Annotated in this window: 17 protein-coding genes; 9 read left to right on the top strand and 8 right to left on the bottom strand. The window is 65.1% G+C overall.

What is annotated here, in order from left to right:
- Positions 1-12: 12 nt before the first annotated feature.
- From AB0I57_RS02190 to AB0I57_RS02175, 4 genes are all read left to right on the top strand, one after another.
- Entirely contained in the window at positions 13-1,542 is a 1,530-nt protein-coding gene (locus AB0I57_RS02190) for a carboxylesterase/lipase family protein (protein ID WP_358329184.1), read from the top strand.
- Positions 1,539-3,011: a carboxylesterase/lipase family protein gene (locus tag AB0I57_RS02185; protein ID WP_358329181.1), complete on the top strand. Its 1,473-nt coding sequence runs from the start codon at positions 1,539-1,541 to the stop codon at positions 3,009-3,011. The genes AB0I57_RS02190 and AB0I57_RS02185 overlap by 4 nt, the downstream gene beginning before the upstream one ends.
- Positions 3,012-3,356: 345 nt before the next feature.
- Positions 3,357-4,658 (top strand): MFS transporter, encoded by a 1,302-nt coding sequence (locus AB0I57_RS02180; RefSeq protein ID WP_358329178.1) that lies wholly within the window; start codon positions 3,357-3,359, stop codon positions 4,656-4,658.
- A gap of 153 nt (positions 4,659-4,811) precedes the next feature.
- Positions 4,812-5,909 carry a CaiB/BaiF CoA-transferase family protein gene (locus AB0I57_RS02175; protein WP_358329175.1) on the top strand — a complete coding sequence of 366 codons (1,098 nt, stop codon included), beginning with the start codon at positions 4,812-4,814 and terminating at the stop codon, positions 5,907-5,909.
- Positions 5,910-5,950: 41 nt separating this feature from the next.
- On the opposite strand, the gene AB0I57_RS02170 is transcribed toward AB0I57_RS02175, so the two are convergent.
- Both AB0I57_RS02170 and AB0I57_RS02165 read right to left on the bottom strand, forming a co-directional pair.
- Positions 5,951-7,435: a PLP-dependent aminotransferase family protein gene (locus tag AB0I57_RS02170; protein WP_358329173.1), complete on the bottom strand. Its 1,485-nt coding sequence runs from the start codon at positions 7,433-7,435 to the stop codon at positions 5,951-5,953.
- Positions 7,436-7,560: 125 nt separating this feature from the next.
- Complete coding sequence (locus tag AB0I57_RS02165; protein WP_358329170.1) at positions 7,561-8,850, bottom strand: adenylosuccinate synthase; 1,290 nt, start codon at positions 8,848-8,850, stop codon at positions 7,561-7,563.
- A gap of 326 nt (positions 8,851-9,176) precedes the next feature.
- On the opposite strand from AB0I57_RS02165, the gene AB0I57_RS02160 reads away from it, so the two are divergent.
- Together AB0I57_RS02160 and AB0I57_RS02155 are read left to right on the top strand one after the other, a co-directional pair.
- Positions 9,177-9,830 carry a hypothetical protein gene (locus tag AB0I57_RS02160; protein WP_358333052.1) on the top strand — a complete coding sequence of 218 codons (654 nt, stop codon included), beginning with the start codon at positions 9,177-9,179 and terminating at the stop codon, positions 9,828-9,830.
- 209 nt (positions 9,831-10,039) lie between these two features.
- Positions 10,040-10,813, top strand: coding sequence for a site-2 protease family protein (locus AB0I57_RS02155; RefSeq protein ID WP_358329167.1), 774 nt, complete (start codon positions 10,040-10,042; stop codon positions 10,811-10,813).
- Between the two features lie 22 nt (positions 10,814-10,835).
- On the opposite strand, the gene AB0I57_RS02150 is transcribed toward AB0I57_RS02155, so the two are convergent.
- Together AB0I57_RS02150 and AB0I57_RS02145 are read right to left on the bottom strand one after the other, a co-directional pair.
- Positions 10,836-11,432, bottom strand: a complete 597-nt coding sequence (locus AB0I57_RS02150; RefSeq protein WP_358329164.1) for a GNAT family protein — start codon at positions 11,430-11,432, stop codon at positions 10,836-10,838.
- Between the two features lie 194 nt (positions 11,433-11,626).
- Positions 11,627-12,142: a helix-turn-helix domain-containing protein gene (locus AB0I57_RS02145; protein WP_358329161.1), complete on the bottom strand. Its 516-nt coding sequence runs from the start codon at positions 12,140-12,142 to the stop codon at positions 11,627-11,629.
- A gap of 54 nt (positions 12,143-12,196) precedes the next feature.
- On the opposite strand from AB0I57_RS02145, the gene AB0I57_RS02140 reads away from it, so the two are divergent.
- Together AB0I57_RS02140 and AB0I57_RS02135 are read left to right on the top strand one after the other, a co-directional pair.
- Entirely contained in the window at positions 12,197-13,603 is a 1,407-nt protein-coding gene (locus tag AB0I57_RS02140; protein ID WP_358329159.1) for an MFS transporter, read from the top strand.
- Positions 13,600-14,382, top strand: coding sequence for a thioesterase family protein (locus AB0I57_RS02135; RefSeq protein WP_358329156.1), 783 nt, complete (start codon positions 13,600-13,602; stop codon positions 14,380-14,382). Before AB0I57_RS02140 ends, AB0I57_RS02135 begins: the two co-directional genes overlap by 4 nt.
- Before the next feature lie 34 nt (positions 14,383-14,416).
- Here the strand turns inward: AB0I57_RS02135 and AB0I57_RS02130 are convergent, their stop codons facing one another.
- Complete coding sequence (locus AB0I57_RS02130) at positions 14,417-15,373, bottom strand: WYL domain-containing protein (protein WP_358329154.1); 957 nt, start codon at positions 15,371-15,373, stop codon at positions 14,417-14,419.
- A gap of 63 nt (positions 15,374-15,436) precedes the next feature.
- Between AB0I57_RS02130 and AB0I57_RS02125 the strand changes: the two genes are divergently transcribed.
- Positions 15,437-15,919 (top strand): pyridoxamine 5'-phosphate oxidase family protein, encoded by a 483-nt coding sequence (locus tag AB0I57_RS02125; RefSeq protein WP_358329152.1) that lies wholly within the window; start codon positions 15,437-15,439, stop codon positions 15,917-15,919.
- Between the two features lie 38 nt (positions 15,920-15,957).
- Here the strand turns inward: AB0I57_RS02125 and AB0I57_RS02120 are convergent, their stop codons facing one another.
- The 3 genes from AB0I57_RS02120 to AB0I57_RS02110 form a co-directional block, all read right to left on the bottom strand.
- Positions 15,958-16,884, bottom strand: a complete 927-nt coding sequence (locus AB0I57_RS02120; protein WP_358329149.1) for a cation diffusion facilitator family transporter — start codon at positions 16,882-16,884, stop codon at positions 15,958-15,960.
- Positions 16,885-16,956: 72 nt separating this feature from the next.
- Positions 16,957-18,024, bottom strand: a complete 1,068-nt coding sequence (locus AB0I57_RS02115) for an FUSC family protein (protein WP_358329147.1) — start codon at positions 18,022-18,024, stop codon at positions 16,957-16,959.
- Positions 18,025-18,088: 64 nt separating this feature from the next.
- Complete coding sequence (locus tag AB0I57_RS02110; RefSeq protein WP_358329144.1) at positions 18,089-18,505, bottom strand: DUF3151 domain-containing protein; 417 nt, start codon at positions 18,503-18,505, stop codon at positions 18,089-18,091.
- Positions 18,506-18,512: the final 7 nt, after the last annotated feature.

Genomic DNA, 18,512 nt, shown 5'->3' with positions numbered 1-18,512 from the left:
AGAGTCTCACTCATGACTTCCAGCACTCTGCGGACCGACACTGTGGTGAAGACGACCGAAGGACTGGTGCGCGGCCGTCGCATAGCCGACCTGGTCGCTTGGCGGGGGATTCCCTACGCGGCTCCTCCCGTCGGTCCCCTGCGACTGCGGGCCCCACAACCGGTCACGCCGTGGTCGGGAGAACTCGACGCAGGCGAATTCGGCGACGCTGCGGTTCAGAATAAGAAGTTCACCATGCTGCGGCCCGGCAGATACCAGCCGAGTAGCGAGAACTGCCTGACACTCAACGTGCTGGCCAAGCCCGGAAAGTCAGGGTCACGACCGGTCATGGTGTTCATCCACGGCGGCGCGTACGCGATGGGAATGTCAGCCACCACAATCTACGGCGGCGAGTCGCTCGTGCGTCGCGGCGATATCGTCTACGTCTCCATCAACTACCGCCTCGGCACGCTCGGTTACCTCGACTTCACCCAATTCTCCACCCCGGAAAGACCTTTCGACTCCAACCTCGGACTCCGCGACCAGGTAGCCGCCCTCGAATGGGTGCGCCGCAACATCGCCGAATTCGGCGGCGACCCCGACAACGTCACCGTCTTCGGCGAATCCGCGGGCGCCAACGCCGTCACCACACTGATGGCCACACCGGCCGCGAAGGGCCTGTTCGCCCGGGCCATCGCGGAGAGTTCTGCCCCAGGACTCGTCACCACGGCCGACCGGGCCGCGAAGTGGGCGGCCGACTACATGTCTCAGCTCGGCGCCGAACCCGCACACGCCGCCGAGGCCCTGAGTACCTTTCCTGCAGCCGCACTCGGCAAGGCGGGTGATCGCTTCGCAATGAAGATTGGGTCCGAGACACCGGGACTGCACCCGTTCGGCCCTGTGATCGACGGTGACTTCCTACCGCAATCACCCCTGAGCGCATTCACCGAGGGTTCCGCGCATCGGGTGCCGATGATCATCGGAACCAACGAACGTGAAGGCACACTGTTCTCGAGGTTCCTCGGCGGGCTGCCGACGGACCCCGACCAGATCACGAAAATGTTCGCGCTCACCGACCCTGGAGCCGAAGCTCGAATCACATCGGCATATCCCGGATATCCGGCGCCGGACGCGGCCGTCGACCTGGGTGGCGATGTGACCTTCTGGAAACCGTCGCTGGACCTGACCCAAGCACATTGCGAGTACGCCCCCACGTACAGCTACCGCTTCGACTTCGCGCCCCGCGCCATGAAGTGGCTCGGACTGGAAGCCACTCACGGGTTCGAGATGTTTGCCGTGTTCGATGTCGCCGAAACACTCATCGGACGCGGGCTCACCCTTCCCGGCGGTCGTCGCGCACTGCGGAATGTCACAGATACCGTTCAGCGTCACTGGTTGCATTTCGCAGCGACTGGCACGCCTTTGGCGTCTTGGCCCCAGTACGACACGAATAGAAGAGCGACGCTCATATTCGACACCGTAACCACGGTCCACGACGACCCACGACGGGAGCGGAGACTGGCCTGGGAGGGGTACGCGGGCTACGACGGGCGAGGACTGTGAGCGCACTCGAGATCGACTTGGATACCGGTACCATCCGCGGCCGCCGTCTCGACGACCTGATCGCGTGGCGAGGCATTCCGTATGCGGCCCCGCCGGTCGGGGCGTTGAGGTTTCGGGCCCCACACCCGGCCGAGTCGTGGTCAGGGGTCCGACAGGCCGCCGACTTCGGGTTCCGCGCGCCTCAGCGCGGTGTGTCGTCCTCGGATGAAGACTGCTTGACGCTGAACGTGCTTGCACCCTCACGTCCGTCGGACACGCCTCGACCTGTGATGGTGTTCATCCACGGTGGCGCCTACTCGAGCGGGTCCTCTGCCTCACCGCTGTATGGCGGCCAATCTCTCGTGCGCCGCGGCGATATCGTCTACGTTTCCATCAACTACCGCCTCGGCGCGCTGGGCTACCTCGACTTCACCCAATTCTCCACCCCGGAAAGACCTTTCGACTCCAACCTGGGACTCCGCGACCAGGTAGCCGCCCTCGAATGGGTGCGCCGCAACATCGCAGCTTTCGGCGGCGACCCCGACAACGTCACCGTCTTCGGCGAATCCGCGGGCGCCAACGCCGTCACCACACTGATGGCCACACCGGCCGCGAAGGGCCTGTTCGCCCGGGCCATCGCGGAGAGCGCTCCTGCCGCATCGGCCTACTCCTCCGAGCGGGCCGCACGCTGGTCGCGCGAGTTCCTCGCCCTCGCCGAGGTTTCGCGATCCGGAGCCGCGACCTGGCTCGAGACTGCGGACTGCGCCGAGTTCGTCAAAACCGGTATGAAGCTGGCGAATCGGGGCGCGGACGAGGAACCGGGAACCAGGGTTTTCGCTCCCGTGGTCGACGGGTCCTTCCTCCCCTCTCACCCGCTCGACAGTTTTGCGTCCGGATCCGGGCATCCAGTTGCGCTCATCATCGGCACGAACCGCCATGAGGCCACGGTTTTTCCCTGGTTACACGACATCCTGCCCACCAATCCCGACCGGATCGACAAGATGTTCTCGCGCTTGGACCGGTCGGTGAAGGACCGCGTCATCGCCGCCTACCCCGGTTACCCCGGTCGGCGGGCGGCCACCGAACTCGGTGGTGACGTGTCCTTCTGGGAACCGTCGATTCTGTGCGCCCAGGGCAATACCGCCGTGGCACCGACCTACAGCTACCGGTACGACTTCGCGCCCCGGTTGCTCCACGTCCTCGGCGTGGGCGCAACCCATGCGACGGAGCTGTTCGCGGTGTTCGGTTCCACCGGCCCCTCGATGCGCGTCCTCACGGCGCTCGGAGGACGGCGCGGGTTGCGGGCCGTCACCGACACCGTCCAATCCCACTGGCTGCACTTCGCCAGGCACGGGACACCCGGTCCGGGATGGCCACGGTACTCGCTCGAGCGCCGGGAAACTTTGATCATCGACGAAACGTGCCGGATCGAGAGTGACCCTCAGGGTGCACGTCGACGCGACTGGGTGGGATACCGGCATCCGCGATAGGCAATGGCCTGAAACCGGACCTCGCGGCATACTGTCACGGTGGATGCAGGACACCGACACGAAGCCGACCGTGCGCGCGGGCGGAATCATTTTCGTGGCAAACCCCCGACGTCAGGGTGCGGCAGTATCGCCCTTCGGTGACGCCGAAATACCACACCGCCCGCCCTCCACCTTCATCGCGCATCAGTCCGTGTCGGGTACTTTTTCGTCGCAAAACTTCTCGGCGTATCGCGCCGCTCTCAGCGGAGCAAGTCCTCCGATTCAGGGCCCGTAGCCGCCAAGTTCGGCACCAGAGCCACCACTGCCGGTCTGCAGCTCCGGCTGAAAAGAGACGTGGGAAGAGCTATGACGGACGGGCTGGCTCGAGGCCGGGACCACGGGAGTCATTCACCGTCGTTGGGCCAATCGTTGGCGGCGTTGGACGGGCTCAATTTCTTCCTCGCAGACGTGCAGTCCGGGCTCGGCCCGTTCCTGGGCATCTATCTGCTGAGCGTCCCCGGCTGGAGTACCTCTGAGATCGGGCTGGTCCTGACGATCGGTGGTCTCGTCGGCCTGGTAGTGCAGACACCGATCGGCGGCTTGATCGACAAGACACCACACAAGCGGAGCCTGCTCATCATTGCTGCATTGACGACCGGGATCGGCGCTTTCACAGTCACCGTCAATCCGAGCTTCTCGGTCATCACCGCCGCGCAAGTGGGGACCGGAATTGCCGGCGCAGTGTTTCCGCCGGCTATCGCCGCGATCGCTCTCGGGCTCGTGGGCTCGGCCGCCTACACCTACCGCACAGGGCGAATGGCAGCGTTCAATCACGCCGGAAACGTGGTCGGTGCGGTTGTCTTCGGCGCTGCGGGGTATCTCATCACGATCAGAGCCGGATTCTGGTTCGCCAGTATCGTCACCGTCCTGGTAGCCGCCGTCACACTGTTGATCAACCCCCGCCTCATCAACAACGATGTCGCACGCGGGCTCGCTCCCAGTGATCCAGCCGCGCGAGGCGGCCGGAAGAAGCCATCCGGGTTCGGTGTCCTGGTTCAGTCACGCCCACTTCTGGCATTGGGCTCGGCCACGATGCTGTGGCAGCTCGCCAACGGTGCCATGCTGCCGCTGACCGGTCAGGAACTCGCCCTGAACAACGCGCGGATGGGCACACTGTTCCAGGCGGCGCTGATCATCGTCGCCCAGTTGGTGATGATCCCGATGGCGGTCATGATCGCCAAACACGGAAAAGACTGGGGCCGCAAACCAATCTTCCTCGCCGCATTCCTCGTTCTTCCGGTGCGCGGCGTGTTGTTCGCCCTGGGAGTCACTCCGTTGTACGTCATCTCCATCCAGATCCTCGATGGCATCGGCGCCGGAATCTACGGCGCGATGTTCGTTCTGGTGGTCGCCGACCTCACGCGGGGCACCGGCCACTTCAACCTCGCACTCGGGGCCGCCACCACCATCCAGGGCATCGGGGCTGCCCTCAGTCCCGCACTGGCGGGATTCGTCGCCGACACCGGAGGCTTCCAATTGTCACTGCTCGTGCTCTCGGGAATCGCAGCTCTGGCACTGCTCGTCTTCGTCCTGGGCGTACCCGAAACCGCCGACATCCCTGATATCGTGCCGAATTCATCGAACCCCATGAAGCCGCAACCTTCTTGACCGACGAAGATCGCGTACCCAGCGGGCGCGGCGAATCAACGACCGACCGCCCCACTGCCATGCAAAGCCCGTTTCGCGTTCCGGGCACAGGTCCGGCCCAGCGCGTTAACGTCTGTTCGACAGGTTTGTCTCGTATCGGAATGAGGAACTCGCGTGTCTGATCCAGCTCCAGAGAAGAAGGGCCCGCTCGCGGGCATTCGCGTGGTCGAATTCGCCGGCCTGGGACCAGGTCCTCACGCCGGCGCGCTCCTTGCGGACCTCGGTGCCGACGTCGTATGCGTCCAACGCCCAGGCATCATCCCGCCGAACGGCCCGTACGACCAGATTCAACGCGGCCGCCGTGTCGTGGAAGCGAACCTCAAGGACCCCGAGCAGATCGAAAAGGTTCTCGAGCTGATCGAGCGCGCGGACGTCGTCATCGAAGGCTTCCGTCCCGGCGTCACCGAACGTATGGGTCTGGGCCCCGACGTCTGTCTCGCCCGCAACGAACGACTGGTGTACGGCCGGATGACCGGCTGGGGGCAGGAAGGCCCTCTGTCTTCTGCCGCGGGTCACGACATCAACTACATCTCGCTGACTGGCGTCCTGAACGCCGTCGGTCGCAAGGGTGAAAGGCCCGTACCTCCGCTGAACATGGTCGGTGACTTCGGTGGCGGATCGATGTTCCTGATCTTCGGGATCCTGTCGGCGCTGGTGGAACGCCAGACATCCGGCAAGGGACAGGTCGTGGATGCGGCGATGGTCGACGGAGCCCTGGCGCTTTCGCACATGATGTGGGCGTTCCGCGGACGGGGAATCTGGTCGGACGAGCGCGGCGTCAATCTCCTCGACACCGGCGCCCCGTTCTACGACACCTACGAGACATCGGATGGCAAGTACATGGCCGTCGGTTCGATCGAACCTCAGTTCTACGCGCAACTGTTGCAGGGACTCGAACTCGACCCGGCCGATCTGCCGCAACAGATGGACAGGTCGGCGTGGCCACAGATGAAGAAGGTCTTTGCCGAGAAGTTCTCCTCGAAGACGCGTGACGAGTGGGCCGCGATCTTCCTCGGAACCGATGCCTGCGTCACCCCGGTCCTGACGTTCGCCGAGGCGCCCTCCAACGAGCACCTTGCCGCGCGGGGTTCGCTGATCGAACTCGACGGGGTCACGCAGCACGCCCCCGCACCCCGGTTCTCGCGAACCCCCGCCGGTACACCCACACCCCCAGCCCGCGAGGCCGTCGACATCGACTCCGTCTGGACCTGACCCTGCGTGAGTGGCGAAGTGGGCCCGCTTCGCCACTCACATCAGATGACGAGGCGCGGTTCGCCGAGGTCCCGATCGACGGCCAGAGTCTCGTACGCCATCGCGACACCGTTGACTCCGCGCCGCAGGTCATCAGCGACCCGGGCGTAGGGGAGCCGGACGAACCGTTCGAAAGCCCCCTCGACGCCGAACCTGGGTCCGGCCGCGAGCAGCACCCCATAATTGGGGGCCGTCGCCGCCAGCGCCGTGGATACCGGTGCCGTCATTCGCAGCCATAGCGACATGCCGCCCGATCCGATGGTCGGCACCCAGTCCGGAAGTCGGTCTGCGAGCGCATCGAGCATCGCACTCCGCTGTTCCCGCAGCTCGGCGCGACGTCGGGCGAGGACTAATTCGTCGTCGGCCAACAGGTGAGCGGCGGCCAACTGGTCCATCACCGGGGTGCCGAGATCGACCGCGGCCCTTGCCCCGGCCAGACGCGTGATCAACGCTGGATCCGCACGGATCCAGCCCACCCTCAATCCACCCCAGAAAGACTTCGCGGCCGAACCGATCGTGACGACGTCCGCGCTCCCCTTGCCAGGGCCGTACGCGGCCACCGGACCTGGTGACGGCGCGTCGAGCCACAGGTCCACCATCGTCTCGTCCACGACCAGCATCATCCGGGTCTCGCGCGCGATCTTCGACAACTCCTCCCGGCCGGACTCGTCGAGGCACAGCCCAGTCGGATTGTGGAAGTCCGGGATGAGATACGCCATCCGGGCGGCAGTCTGCCGGGCCGCGCTCCGAACACCGTCGAGATCCCAGGCCCCGGACGAGCCGGCTTCAGGGCGGATCGGAACGGGAACCGGACGGGCGCCGACCCGACGGATCGCCTCGAGTGCGTTGGGATAGGTGGGGTGATCGATCAGCACTCGGTCCCCCGGCGCCGTCAGCACGGACAGCAGCAGTCGCAGGGCGTGCTGCGCACCCGAGGTGACCATGATCTGCTCCGGCGCAGTGTCCAAGCCGCGTCGCCGATACCGTTCGGCAATTACGTCCCGCAGGGCTGCGATCCCGACCGGCTCCATACCGTGTGTGGGCAAGAACTGCGGGAGAGACTGCAGCGCAGCAGAATACGCCTGTTCTACCGCCTCTGCCGGGGCAGCCATCGCGGCGTAGCTGAGGTCGACCACGGAATTGTCGGAGTCCGGCAGATGGGCACGGAACATCAGCCCGTTCTGCCGCGTGCCGTGCGGCAGAGCCACCGTGCTCCGCGACCCCTGACGGCTGATCAGGTACCCCTCGTCTCGCAACACCGAGTAGGAAGACGTGATCGTCGTCCTGCTCAGTTCCAGAACAGATGCCAGTTCACGCTCGCTCGGCAACGCGACACCCAGTGGAATTCGGCCGTCGTGGACGAGGAGCCGGATTCCCTCGGCGAGCGCCCGGTAAGCCGGCCGCGCCGCCGAGCGCCGATTGCTGTCGTCCTGCCAGTTGCCCAGGTCCCTGGCCAACGAGTGGGCACCGAGCGCTCGAGTCATCATGCAGTCCAGTATCGACTGGTTGGCCACTCATTTCAAAGCCAATTTCAGGCCAATTGAGGATCGTGCAGACCAGATTTTCTCAACTGGACCGCAATAGTTGCCGCCACCGTCGGCGCAAGAACGGCCTACCGCACCACGTCGCGGCGGACGATGGTCTCGTCACGGCCGGGGCCGACACCGATGCAGGAGATGTAGGCACCGGACAGTTCCTCGAGGCGTAGCACGTAGTTCTGTGCGTTCTGAGGCAATTCGTCGAAGGTGCGAGCGTGCGATATGTCTTCCCACCAGCCAGGCATCTCCTCATAGATGGGCTTGGCATGGTGAATGTCGCTCTGCGACATAGGCATCTCGTCATACCGGACACCGTCGACGTCGTAGCCGACGCAGATCGGGATCGTCTCGAGACTGCTGAGCACGTCGAGTTTGGTAAGGAAATAGTCGGTGATGCCGTTGACACGCGTCGCGTAGCGGGCGATCACGGCATCGAACCACCCCGTGCGTCGGGCACGTCCGGTGGTGACGCCTACCTCGCCGCCGGCCTTCGCGAGGTACTCGCCACTCTCGTCGAACAATTCGGTGGGGAAGGGACCCGATCCGACACGGGTGGTGTACGCCTTGAGGATTCCCAGCACCGTCGTGATCTGGGTGGGGCCGATGCCCGAACCGACCGCCGCCCCGCCGGACGTCGGGTTGGACGAAGTGACATAGGGGTAGGTGCCGTGGTCGACATCGAGCAACGTGCCCTGCGAGCCTTCCAGCAGAACGGTCTCTCCGCGTTCGAGCGCCCGGTTCAGTTCCAGCCTGGTGTCGGCAATTCGGTGCCTGAAGCCGTCGGACTGCTCTAGCACCTCGTCGACCACCTGCTGCGGGTCCAGTGCCTTGCGGTTGTAAATCTTGACGAGTACCTGGTTCTTGAACTCGAGAGCCGCCTCCACCTTCTGGGTGAGGATCTTCTCGTCCAGCACGTCCTGGACGCGAACGCCGACTCGAGCAAGCTTGTCCTGGTAGCAGGGCCCGATTCCGCGGCCTGTCGTGCCGATTTTCTTTGCCCCGAGGAAGCGTTCGGTGACCTTGTCGATGGCTACGTGGTAGGGCATGATCAGGTGCGCATCAGCCGAGAGCAGCAGTCGACCGGTATCGACACCCCGCTCTTCGAGCCCGGCGAGTTCATTCAGAAGTACTCCCGGATCGACCACCACACCGTTTCCGATGACGTTGGTCACGCCCGGGGTGAGGATTCCGGACGGAATCAGGTGCAAGGCGAACATGTCGCCGTTCGGGAGAACCACCGTGTGCCCGGCGTTGTTGCCACCCTGGTACCGCACCACCCACTGCAGGCGTCCGCCCAGTAGATCGGTCGCTTTGCCCTTGCCCTCGTCGCCCCATTGGGCGCCGATGAGGACGATTGCCGGCATGAGGTTGTCTCCTACGATCGACGTGCAGTCTTATCCGACTGCGTGGTCCTGCAGTTTCCAGGCAGTGGGCCGAAGGAACAGTCTAGCCGAGTGCGGACAGGGCAGACCTCACGGTACGGCGGATGCGAAATCGGAGGCCACCGCGCCCGGCGGTTGTCGCGACCAACCTGGCCGGCCGACCCGCCCCCACACACAATTAGTTAACCGTGGCAGCAGTTGAAACCCCTCGCCGCACGCGTGAGAGTCGACGCTAGGATGACCAAAAGAATAGGGAAGCTGCGGCAATCGCGGCGGGAAACCGGGCGAGGAGTGGCGTGACACCCGTAGTGCTCAAATGCGGTGATGTGCCGCTTCCCCTACCGTTGGGCTCGATCCCGACCTCCAATGCACCCACCGTCCCGGACAAAGACAACTTCGACGAGGTCTTCTCCAAACTGCAGGTGGTATCGGATCCACGACTGATCGTGGTGGGAAGCGACGCCGCGCTGGCTGCCACCTTGACCCGGTTGATGCGCACCGAACGCCTGCACATCGAAGTTGCGTACGTCGCCGAGCATCACTCGGACGCGACCGACGCCTACCACTTGTCCTCCGGGGCCCGCGGGGCCCGCACCGCACTCAAGGGAACCGCTCAACGCGTCCCCCTCATTCGCGACGACGCCGGAATAGCCTTGGTCGGGTGTGCCACCGTGACCGGCCCGGATGGGGGTCCCCTGGTCGGTGAGGCCTACGCCGACGACACCCTGTTGTTCTCGGGGACGACAGCGAAGATGAAGATCATCCCGACCCCACAGATGCCAGGTTTGCGGGCTTCGGTCGCACCTCGCAGTCGGTGGCGGCCGCGCCGCTGGGTCGAGGGCCGTGCCGTCCAACTCGGATCTCCGGCTGCCGTCGTGACCCGGGACGAAATTCCCCACCCACGTGAACTCGCGCGTTCGACGTTCTATCGGCACCACGAGGAGTGGTTGCTGGTCCGGTAGCGCTTACGCCGGCGAATCCGGACAATTTCCGACACGGATCACACCGAGAACCGACCCAGAGGGGAGCAGCCGGTGGTCGAACGACAGATTGGGCTCCTGCCCCCGATATCGCCTTCCCGGGGCGGCAGGTTTGTTTCGGACCACACAGACCCGAACACCCGCCGACAGCGTCTGTTCGCCGATGTCGAGGGCCTCTCCGGCGGTGGGCGATGAGTTCTCCCGGAGCGCGATCCACAGCCGTGCGCCCGAGCCCGGTGTTCCTCGTGGTCGTCGCTGTCGCCGTCATCGGTGGGGTGATCGCCTGGCGCGCCCCACTCGACTCAGTGCTCGGCCACACCGGTGTGTTCCTGCTGGTAGTCGGGGGCTGGGTGGTGACCCTGTGCCTGCACGAATTCGCGCACGCCTTCACCGCGTGGCGGAACGGCGACACCGATGTCGAGGTGCGTGGGTACCTCACGCTCAACCCACTGAAGTACAGCCACCCGATGCTGTCGATCGGCCTGCCCATCCTGTTCATCGCCCTCGGTGGCATCGGACTACCCGGTGGCGCCGTCTACGTCCGATCCGGACTGTTCTCGCCGAAGGTGCAGGCCAGGGTGTCCCTGGCCGGGCCAATGGTCAACGCCATATCGGCGGTGACCCTCCTCGTCGTGATCCGGCTGTTCGGACTTGGAAGTGACCATCGAGTGTTCTGGGCGGGCTTGAGCTTTCTGGCCTTCTTACAAGTGATGGCGACGGTACTCAACCTGATCCCAGTTCCGGGCCTCGATGGGTACGGTGCGCTCGAACCGTTCCTGTCGCCGCAGACCAGGCGGGCGCTCGGTCCGTTCAAGCCCTACGGACTGCTGCTACTGGTGGCGATGCTCTTCGTGCCGTCGATCAACGTGGTGTTCTTCGACGCCATCTACAGCCTCTTCGAACTGTCCGGGGTTCCCGAGATCTACGCCCAGGTCGGCAACCTGCTGATGCGCTTCTGGCTCTGACCTGCCGCGGGTGCCACCAGGATTACTGCCGCGTGGACCTGCTGTGTATCCGCTCGACGAGTCCGGCGCGAACCGAGGGCCACTCTTCACTGATCACGGAGAAGACGATCGTCGTTCGCCAGGTCCCGTCTCGTCGACGCGCATGTCGCCGCAAGGCTCCGTCCTCGCTCGCCCCGAGCGCCGTCACTGCCCGACGCGAGCGGACATTCAGATCGTCGACATTGAACTCGGCGCGGGCGGCGTCGAGAGTTCCGAAGACGTGGTCGAGCAGCAGTAGCTTGGACTCCGGGTTTATCGCCGATCCGCGCACGCTGGGTGAAACCCAGGTGTAGCCGATCGTCACTCGGCGATGCAGCTCGCTCATGTTGTACAGGGCGGTCATACCGATGATCTGGCCCGTTCGGGCATCCACTTGCGTCATTGTCTGACGCCCCGAATCCAGTGCATGACGAAGGGTTTCTCGACTCGGCGGGAGCGATTCGATCCCGAATGGGAAGTAACGCAAGGTATCGCCGTCGTGTGCTCTGGCAAGCCCGGCCGCGTCTGACATCTGCGTCGGACGCAACAATACGAACTCGCCGCTCAATGTCGGCGTTTCTCGCCATGGATCGGTTTCCATCCGAACCCCCTTCTCGAAGACCCCGTCGACCAGCACCAGTTGACGGTGGTCGGCAATGGACCGTACCTCGATTCGATCCCACCGCAACGAATTTCGACACAACGCCAGTCGCGTTGACAGCGACGACGCTCTTGATGCTGTGCATTGTCGGCGTCACGACGCCAGAATGGGTGACTCTTCCAGCCGAGGTCGGGTTACCGCGACGCCTCGCCCCGCACGCGTCGCACGTCCGCCTCGCTGAAGTTGGCAGTCAACCGGAGGTCCGACAGTGGGACCTCCCGCTCCGGGCTACGCACCTCCACGCGCACGGGTTCGCCCGACGTGTCGTCCGACATCCCGATGGGCCCGCCTCGCGCACCCTGCAGGTATTTGTCGCCCCATTGCATGAGGGCGAGAACCGCGGGCAATAGGTCGCGACCCTTCTCGGTGAGCACGTACTCGTACCGCGTCCGCTGCCCCGGATCCTTGTACGGCTGTCGCTCGAACAGCCCTTCGGCGGTCAACTCACGCAGTCGGGAGGCGGCAACGGCCTCGGTGATACCGACCCGCCGCGCGAAGTCGTCGAATCGAGTCGTCCCGTAGTAGGCCTCCCTCAGGATCAGCATCGCCGATCGCGTTCCGACGACGTCCATCGCCTTGGCGATCGAGCAGTGAGTGGGGCTCCAGGCATCCCGGTCTGCGAGGAGGCCGTCGAGTCGTGCCGCATTCATGACACCAGGCTACCTGACTTGCAAAATGCATAGCCAGCTCTTACGGTCCTGACTATGGCCATACATAGTCAGGTGGGTCACCCGGTTCGACTCGCCCCTCTCCTCACTGTCCTGTGCGGCGCACCGTTCGTCGCGAGCCTCGATCTCTTCATCGTGAACGTCGCGCTCGGCGACATAGCCGAGAGCTACCCCGGCAACTCGCTCGGCGACCTCAGCTGGATCCTCAACGGCTACGCGATCGTCTATGCAGCACTGCTGGTTCCACTCGGCCGGTGGGCCGACCGCATCGGACGCCGACGCGGGTTCGCGCTGGGACTGGCCCTGTTCACAGTCGCGAGCGCCGCCTGTGCTCTGAGTCCGTCACTGTGGTTCCTCGTCGCCTTCCGCGTACTACAGGCGGTCGGTGCCGCTGCCTTGACTCCGGCGAGCCTCGGACTGTTGATCGAGGTTCTCCCCCAAAACCGCCGCGCCCTCGCCGTCCGCGTCTGGGCGGCAACGGGAGCGGCAGCGGCAGCACTCGGCCCCGTCGTCGGTGGAATCCTCGTAGAGGCCTCCTGGCAATGGGCGTTCCTCATCAACATTCCGATCGGAATCGCGTTGCTGATCGTCACGACCCGCGCTGTGCCCGGCAGCCGACCCGCCGGACCCGACACCGACCTCGACCTCGTCGGCGCGGCGGTGCTCATCGCTGGTATCGGCGCGTTGTCACTCGGGTTGGTCCAAGGGCCGGAATGGGGTTGGGGCGATGTCCGGGTCACCCTCGCATTCGGACTCGCCGTCGCGTCCCTGGTTCTGTTCTGGTGGAGGAACAGCCGTCACCGGTCACCACTCATCGAACCTGCTCTGCTGAAGGTGCCCACGTTCGCGTGGTCGAACATCACCGCGGTGGTATTCAGTGCGGCGTTCGCCGCCGGACTACTGGCCAATATCTTGTGGCTTCAGGAGGTTTGGGGATACTCGGCACTCAGGACCGGACTCGCGATCGCTCCCGGGCCGATGCTCGTTCCACTCTTCGCCATCGTCGGACAGCTCCTGGCCCGGCGCTTCTCCGCCAGCGGCATCGCCGCTACAGGAAGCCTCTTGTGGGCGGTGGGCACGCTGCTCATCCTGTCCGCGGTGGGAGAGCAACCGGACTACGTCACCGAGTTCCTCCCCGGCTTGTTGATAGCGGGTGTCGGCGTAGGCTTCGCGCTCCCAACCATCCTCTCGACTGCCACCGCGGACATTCCGCAGGCTCGATCGGCCACCGGCAGTGCCGTCGTCAACATGAATCGGCAGATCGGCACCGTGATCGGTGTCAGCGTGCTCGTCGCGGTGGTCGGCACCGCCGTGGGCTACGAGGACACCCATTCCGCCTTCGTCCTCGCCTGGTGGCTGATCGTCGCAGCAGCAGTCGGTGCGGCCGTGACCTCTCTCGGAATGAGTTCCCGCAATCCACACACCATGGAGGTGACCCGATGATTCCCTCGACCACAACCACCTTCCCTTCCGAGTTCGATTCCAGCTGGCTCGGTTTCGGCGGTCTGCACGGTGGGCTCGTCGTAGCCTCGATGCTGCACGCCGCCTCGGCCGAGACCACCGCGACACCGGTCGCCCTGGCAGCCCACCTCACCAGGCCTGTCGATCCGGGCCCAGTGAACGTTCGGGTCGACGTCGAGCACGGTGGGAGAACGCCCAGTGTCCGGGCGTCGATCGCCGACTCCGCCGGCGCGCTGGTCCGCCTTACCCGCGACACCGGCGGCGACGCACGCTCCTGGCCCGCCGGCTCCTCGGACGTCGGAAGCGTGGATCCGGAACAGCTTCCCCCGCTGGAGATTCCGGTCGACTTCGTGCCATTCTCCCGATACCTCGACATCCGCCCGATCAATGCAGCGCGGCCTTTCGCGGGCGGCTCCGACCCGGAATTCGAGGTGTGGATTCGCCTGCTGTCGTCGATCGAGTTCAGCGCGCAGGAACGGTCGGCCGTGTTGCTCGACGCCCTACCGCCAGGGTTGTTCGCCACACTCGACACGGTTGTCGCCATCCCTACCGTCGAGTTCAGTGCGTACTTCCCACCCGTGAGCACATCTCAACCTCTCGCCAACGAACTGCACAAAGCGGTGGACGAGCAATGGCACCATCTTCGCCACCGCACGGTCTGGGCCACCGATGACCTCTGCGTTGACGAATCCGAACTTCGCACCTCGACGGGCCGCCTCGCAGGACAGGCGCGTCAACTCCGCCGAATCCTCGCATCCTGATCTCCACCTGCCCCACGGCGGCAGCACCTGCGCGTCAGCGGTTGCGGTGCATCATCGCAGCGCCGACGGCGCGCAGTGCGTCCCGCAACGACTGCGGCTCGAGTACCTCCACCTCGGATCCGAGCGAGGTGAGCTGATCGAGCGCGACATCCTCAGCCTCGAGCCGCAGGTCGAGTGTCAGCCATCCGTCGTCGTCGGGAGGTCCGGGTTCGACACGGGCCGCCTCGACGCCGATGACATGTGGGAGCCGCCGCCACGCCGCGGCGGACAGGCGCACGCGGCAGTCGAATCGCAGCAGAGCCCGGTCGAACTCGGCAACCGAGTCCGCCCACCACGTCGGCAGATCGAAGGCGTCGGGCCGCGTCGCCGGTTCGTCCAGGACGATCGCCTCCGCAATCCTCGACACACGGTACGACAACGCGCGGCTACGGTGCCGGGCGACGAGGTACCACACGCCGGCCTTCGCGACCAGGCCCAGAGGATCGAGAGTTCGCGTCGCCGCCCGTCTTCCCGTGCGGTAGGACACGCGCAACCGCCGCCCTTCGAGGACGGCTACGGCAACATCGGGTAAGTGGCCGACATCGCGAGGCCGGTTGAACCACCCGGGTGCATCCACGTACAGGCGGTCACGCCACGCGAGTGCGTCCGCCCGAAGTGGAAGAGGCAAGGCCCTCAACAACTTCGATTGTGCAGCGGTGGCGACGTGGCGGAGCCCGAGGTCCTCGGCAATGGACGGCACCCCGAGCAGCATCAGCGCCGACGTCTCGGCGCCGGTCATCGCGCCGAGTTTCGATTGCCAGCCGTCGAGCAGGCGCACACCGCCGCCAGGACCGCTCTCGGTCCACACCGGAACACCTGCCGCCGACAGTGCCGCGACATCGCGATACACGGTTCGTACCGACACGCCGAGTTCCTCCGCGAGGCGCTGCGCGGTGACACCCCGGCTGCCTTCGAGCCGCAGCATGAGCTCGACGAGTCGGCTCGACCGCATGTGATGAGTCTAGACAAAATTGCTGACACAACCTGTCAGGGATACCGGTACACACTGATCGGCATGACCAACTGGACCACGTTCGCAACCGAAGCCCCGGACCTGGCTCGCGCCGTCGCAGCGCGCCTCGAGGCCCACAAGCACCACGTCCTGGCGACACTGCGCACTGACGGCTCGCCGCGCGTCAGCGGCACCGAGGTGGAGATCTATGAGGGCTCACTCCTGCTCGGGTCGATGGTGGGAGCCCGGAAAGTGCAAGATTTGCAACGGGATCCGCGGTTCTCGCTCCACAGCAACCCTGGCCACCACTCGATGGAAGGCGGCGACGCCAAGATCACCGGCCGCGCTCAGGAAATTCTCGGAGAGCGGAAGAAGCGGATCCTCGATCACTATGTCGATCGATACGATCACGACCCCGGCGAGGCTCCCGAGGCTGACGTCTTCGAACTCGACCTCGAGGAAGTTGTGTTGACCACGGTCGACGGAGATCACATGTACATCGACTTCTGGCGACCCGGCAAGGGCATCAAGCGATTCATCAAGTGATGGTCCCTCGATGATCTCGACACCGAAGCCTCGAATCGCTACCAGGTGACGTTCTCCGCGCAGTGCCGCCCGTTCGTGGTCGACTCCACCTGCACCGTCGCATGGGGCAGGTGGTGCGCTTCGAGTACGGCACGGGCGGCCTCCAGCACTGCGGAGGGGTCGGAATCGGTGGTCAGGTGCACAGTCGCCACATCCATGCCGGTCGTCAGTGTCCACACGTGCAGGTCGTGAACTCCGGTTACTCCGGGCAGCGCGGCGAGGTCGGCATGCACCGTCTCGACGTCCACGTCGGCGGGTGAGGCCTGGGTCAGAATCCGCAGCGCCGCCGCCGCGAGTTTGATTGCGCGCGGCACCACCCACAGCGAAATGAGGACACCGACGACGATGTCTGCGTACGTCCAGTTGAAGGCCAGAATCAGACCACCTGCAATGAGGACACCGACGCTGCCGACAGCGTCCGCAAACACTTCGAGATATGCGCCCCGGACGGCCAGGCTCTCCTTCGAGTCGGCGCGCAGCATCGCCATCACGACGATGTTCGCTGCGAGTCCGGCAGTCGCGGTGAGTATCAGCGCCAGCCCCGGAAGTTCGGGTGCGTCACCGATCCGGGTAATCGCCTCGTAGAACACCCAGGCCGCAACCCCGAGCAGCAACGCGGCGTTCAGCATTGCGGTCAGCACTTCGGCGCGGTGCCACCCGAAGGTCCGAGCTGCGGCGGTACTTCCGCGGCGTGCCAGCAGGAGTGCGACGAGTCCCATCGACATTCCGACGACATCGGTGAGCATGTGCCCGGCGTCGGCAATCAACGCCAGGGAGTTGATGATCAGACCGACGCTCGCCTCGAGGATCAGAAACAGGACGACGATGACCAATGCCACGATCATGCGCCGGATGCGCCCCCGGGACGGACCTGTCTCGCCGCCACCGCCCGTGCCGCCGTGTGAATGACCGTGCCCGACGCCCATTAGGCAACCCCTTCCACCTGAACTCCGCCCGATCATATGCACAACTACGCATATGTTTCAACCGTGCGCGGTTCAGAGTTCGGGTGGATACGCCGGATTCTCGACCGTGGGCGGCAACGTTGCGATGGCAGAGATGCGCTCGAGGCCTGCAACCCGCAACAGATCGACCGTCAGGGAGCGAACCTGCGCAAACACCACCGTCGCGGACAGGCCCGCGTTCTCTACCAGTTCCGGTTTCAGCCCGGAAGCTACCGACCGCAGAACCCTCGCCGCCTCGGCCTGATCCGGTTGCTGACCAGGATCGGCGAGCGCCATCTGCCTCAGGGTTTCCACCGCGTGGGCGAGTTTTTCCACCTGGTCGACCAGACGAGGGTTGAGAATTTCGTCGTCACGCACCAGCGTGAGCGAACGCCTGGCCAGCACTCGCATATTTCGCAACGCGTTGTCGAGCGGGTCAGCGGCTGCGGACAGTCGATCGAGTCGCCCTCGGGTATTCCAGTACAACGGCGAGATCCGACTGATCTCTCGGCCACCCGCAAGCTGTGCCCGCAGGCTGTCGATGGAACCTTGCGTGGCTCTAGCCTTCTGCAGCGCCTCTTCGATGGGCTTGTCGTCGTTGGACACCAATCCGTCGGCCACCATCCGTAGCACCTCGGTGGCAGTGCCCAAAATGTTCGCCGCCTGCTTGCGGGCGCGCCCGATCGGGTGCGTGGGGATTACCGCCACGACAGCGATACCGACCAGCCCACCTGTCAAAGCGTCCACCATGCGGTCGACTCCCGCACTGTCGCCCGGCGGCAAGAGCGTCGCGACCAGGACGGCCGAACTGGCCGCCTGCATCGAGAAGATGGGACCGCTGTTGAGCAATACCGCCGCGGACATGGCCAGCCCCACCACGAGCGCGATCTGCCAGGTTCCCGTACCGATGGCCGCGATGAGAAGGTCGCCAACGCCGATGCCGATCGTGACGCCCGCAACCAGTTCGACCGATCGACGCAACCGGGCGCCGAGCGACAGCCCCAATGACACCACCGCTGCGATGGGCGCAAAGAACGGGGAGGCGTGTCCGATGATCTCTGTGGCTACCCACCAAGCACCCGCGGCGGCCACCGCGCACTGCAGAATCGGCAATGCCGACACTCGGAGACGCTGAACCGAGGTCCGCAGCCCCTTCCGGCTGCGGGCCTTCGCGGTGCTGAGGGCGCTAGCCGACGCCAAGCGCTTCGGCAGCTCGGGGGTCGCAGTCCTCGAGCAAATCGAGGCAGCGCGCGTACTCGTCCGACTCGCCGATGGCCTTCGCCGACTTAGCCAGGGCTGCTACACAGCGCAGGAACCCGCGGTTGGGTTCATGACTGTAGGGAACTGGGCCGAAGCCCTTCCAGCCGTTGCGTCGCAACTGGTCGAGACCACGGTGGTATCCGGTGCGCGCGTATGCGTAGGCCGCAACGGTTTCCCCCGCGTCGAACGACGCCTCCGCCAGGTAAGCCCACGCGATCGATGCAGTGGGGTGGGCGGCTGCGACGGCAGCCGGGTCCTCATGGTTCAACAAAGCCGACTCAGCCTCGTCGTTCCCGGGAAGCAACGTGGGCTGCGGGCCGAGGAGGTCACCGAAAGACGTCATGCGCCCA

This window comes from Rhodococcus sp. NPDC049939, from assembly GCF_040656415.1.
GTDB lineage: Bacteria > Actinomycetota > Actinomycetes > Mycobacteriales > Mycobacteriaceae > Rhodococcus_F.
Note: the sequence above shows the minus strand (reverse complement) of the source record. Positions and strands in the feature narration are given on the sequence as shown.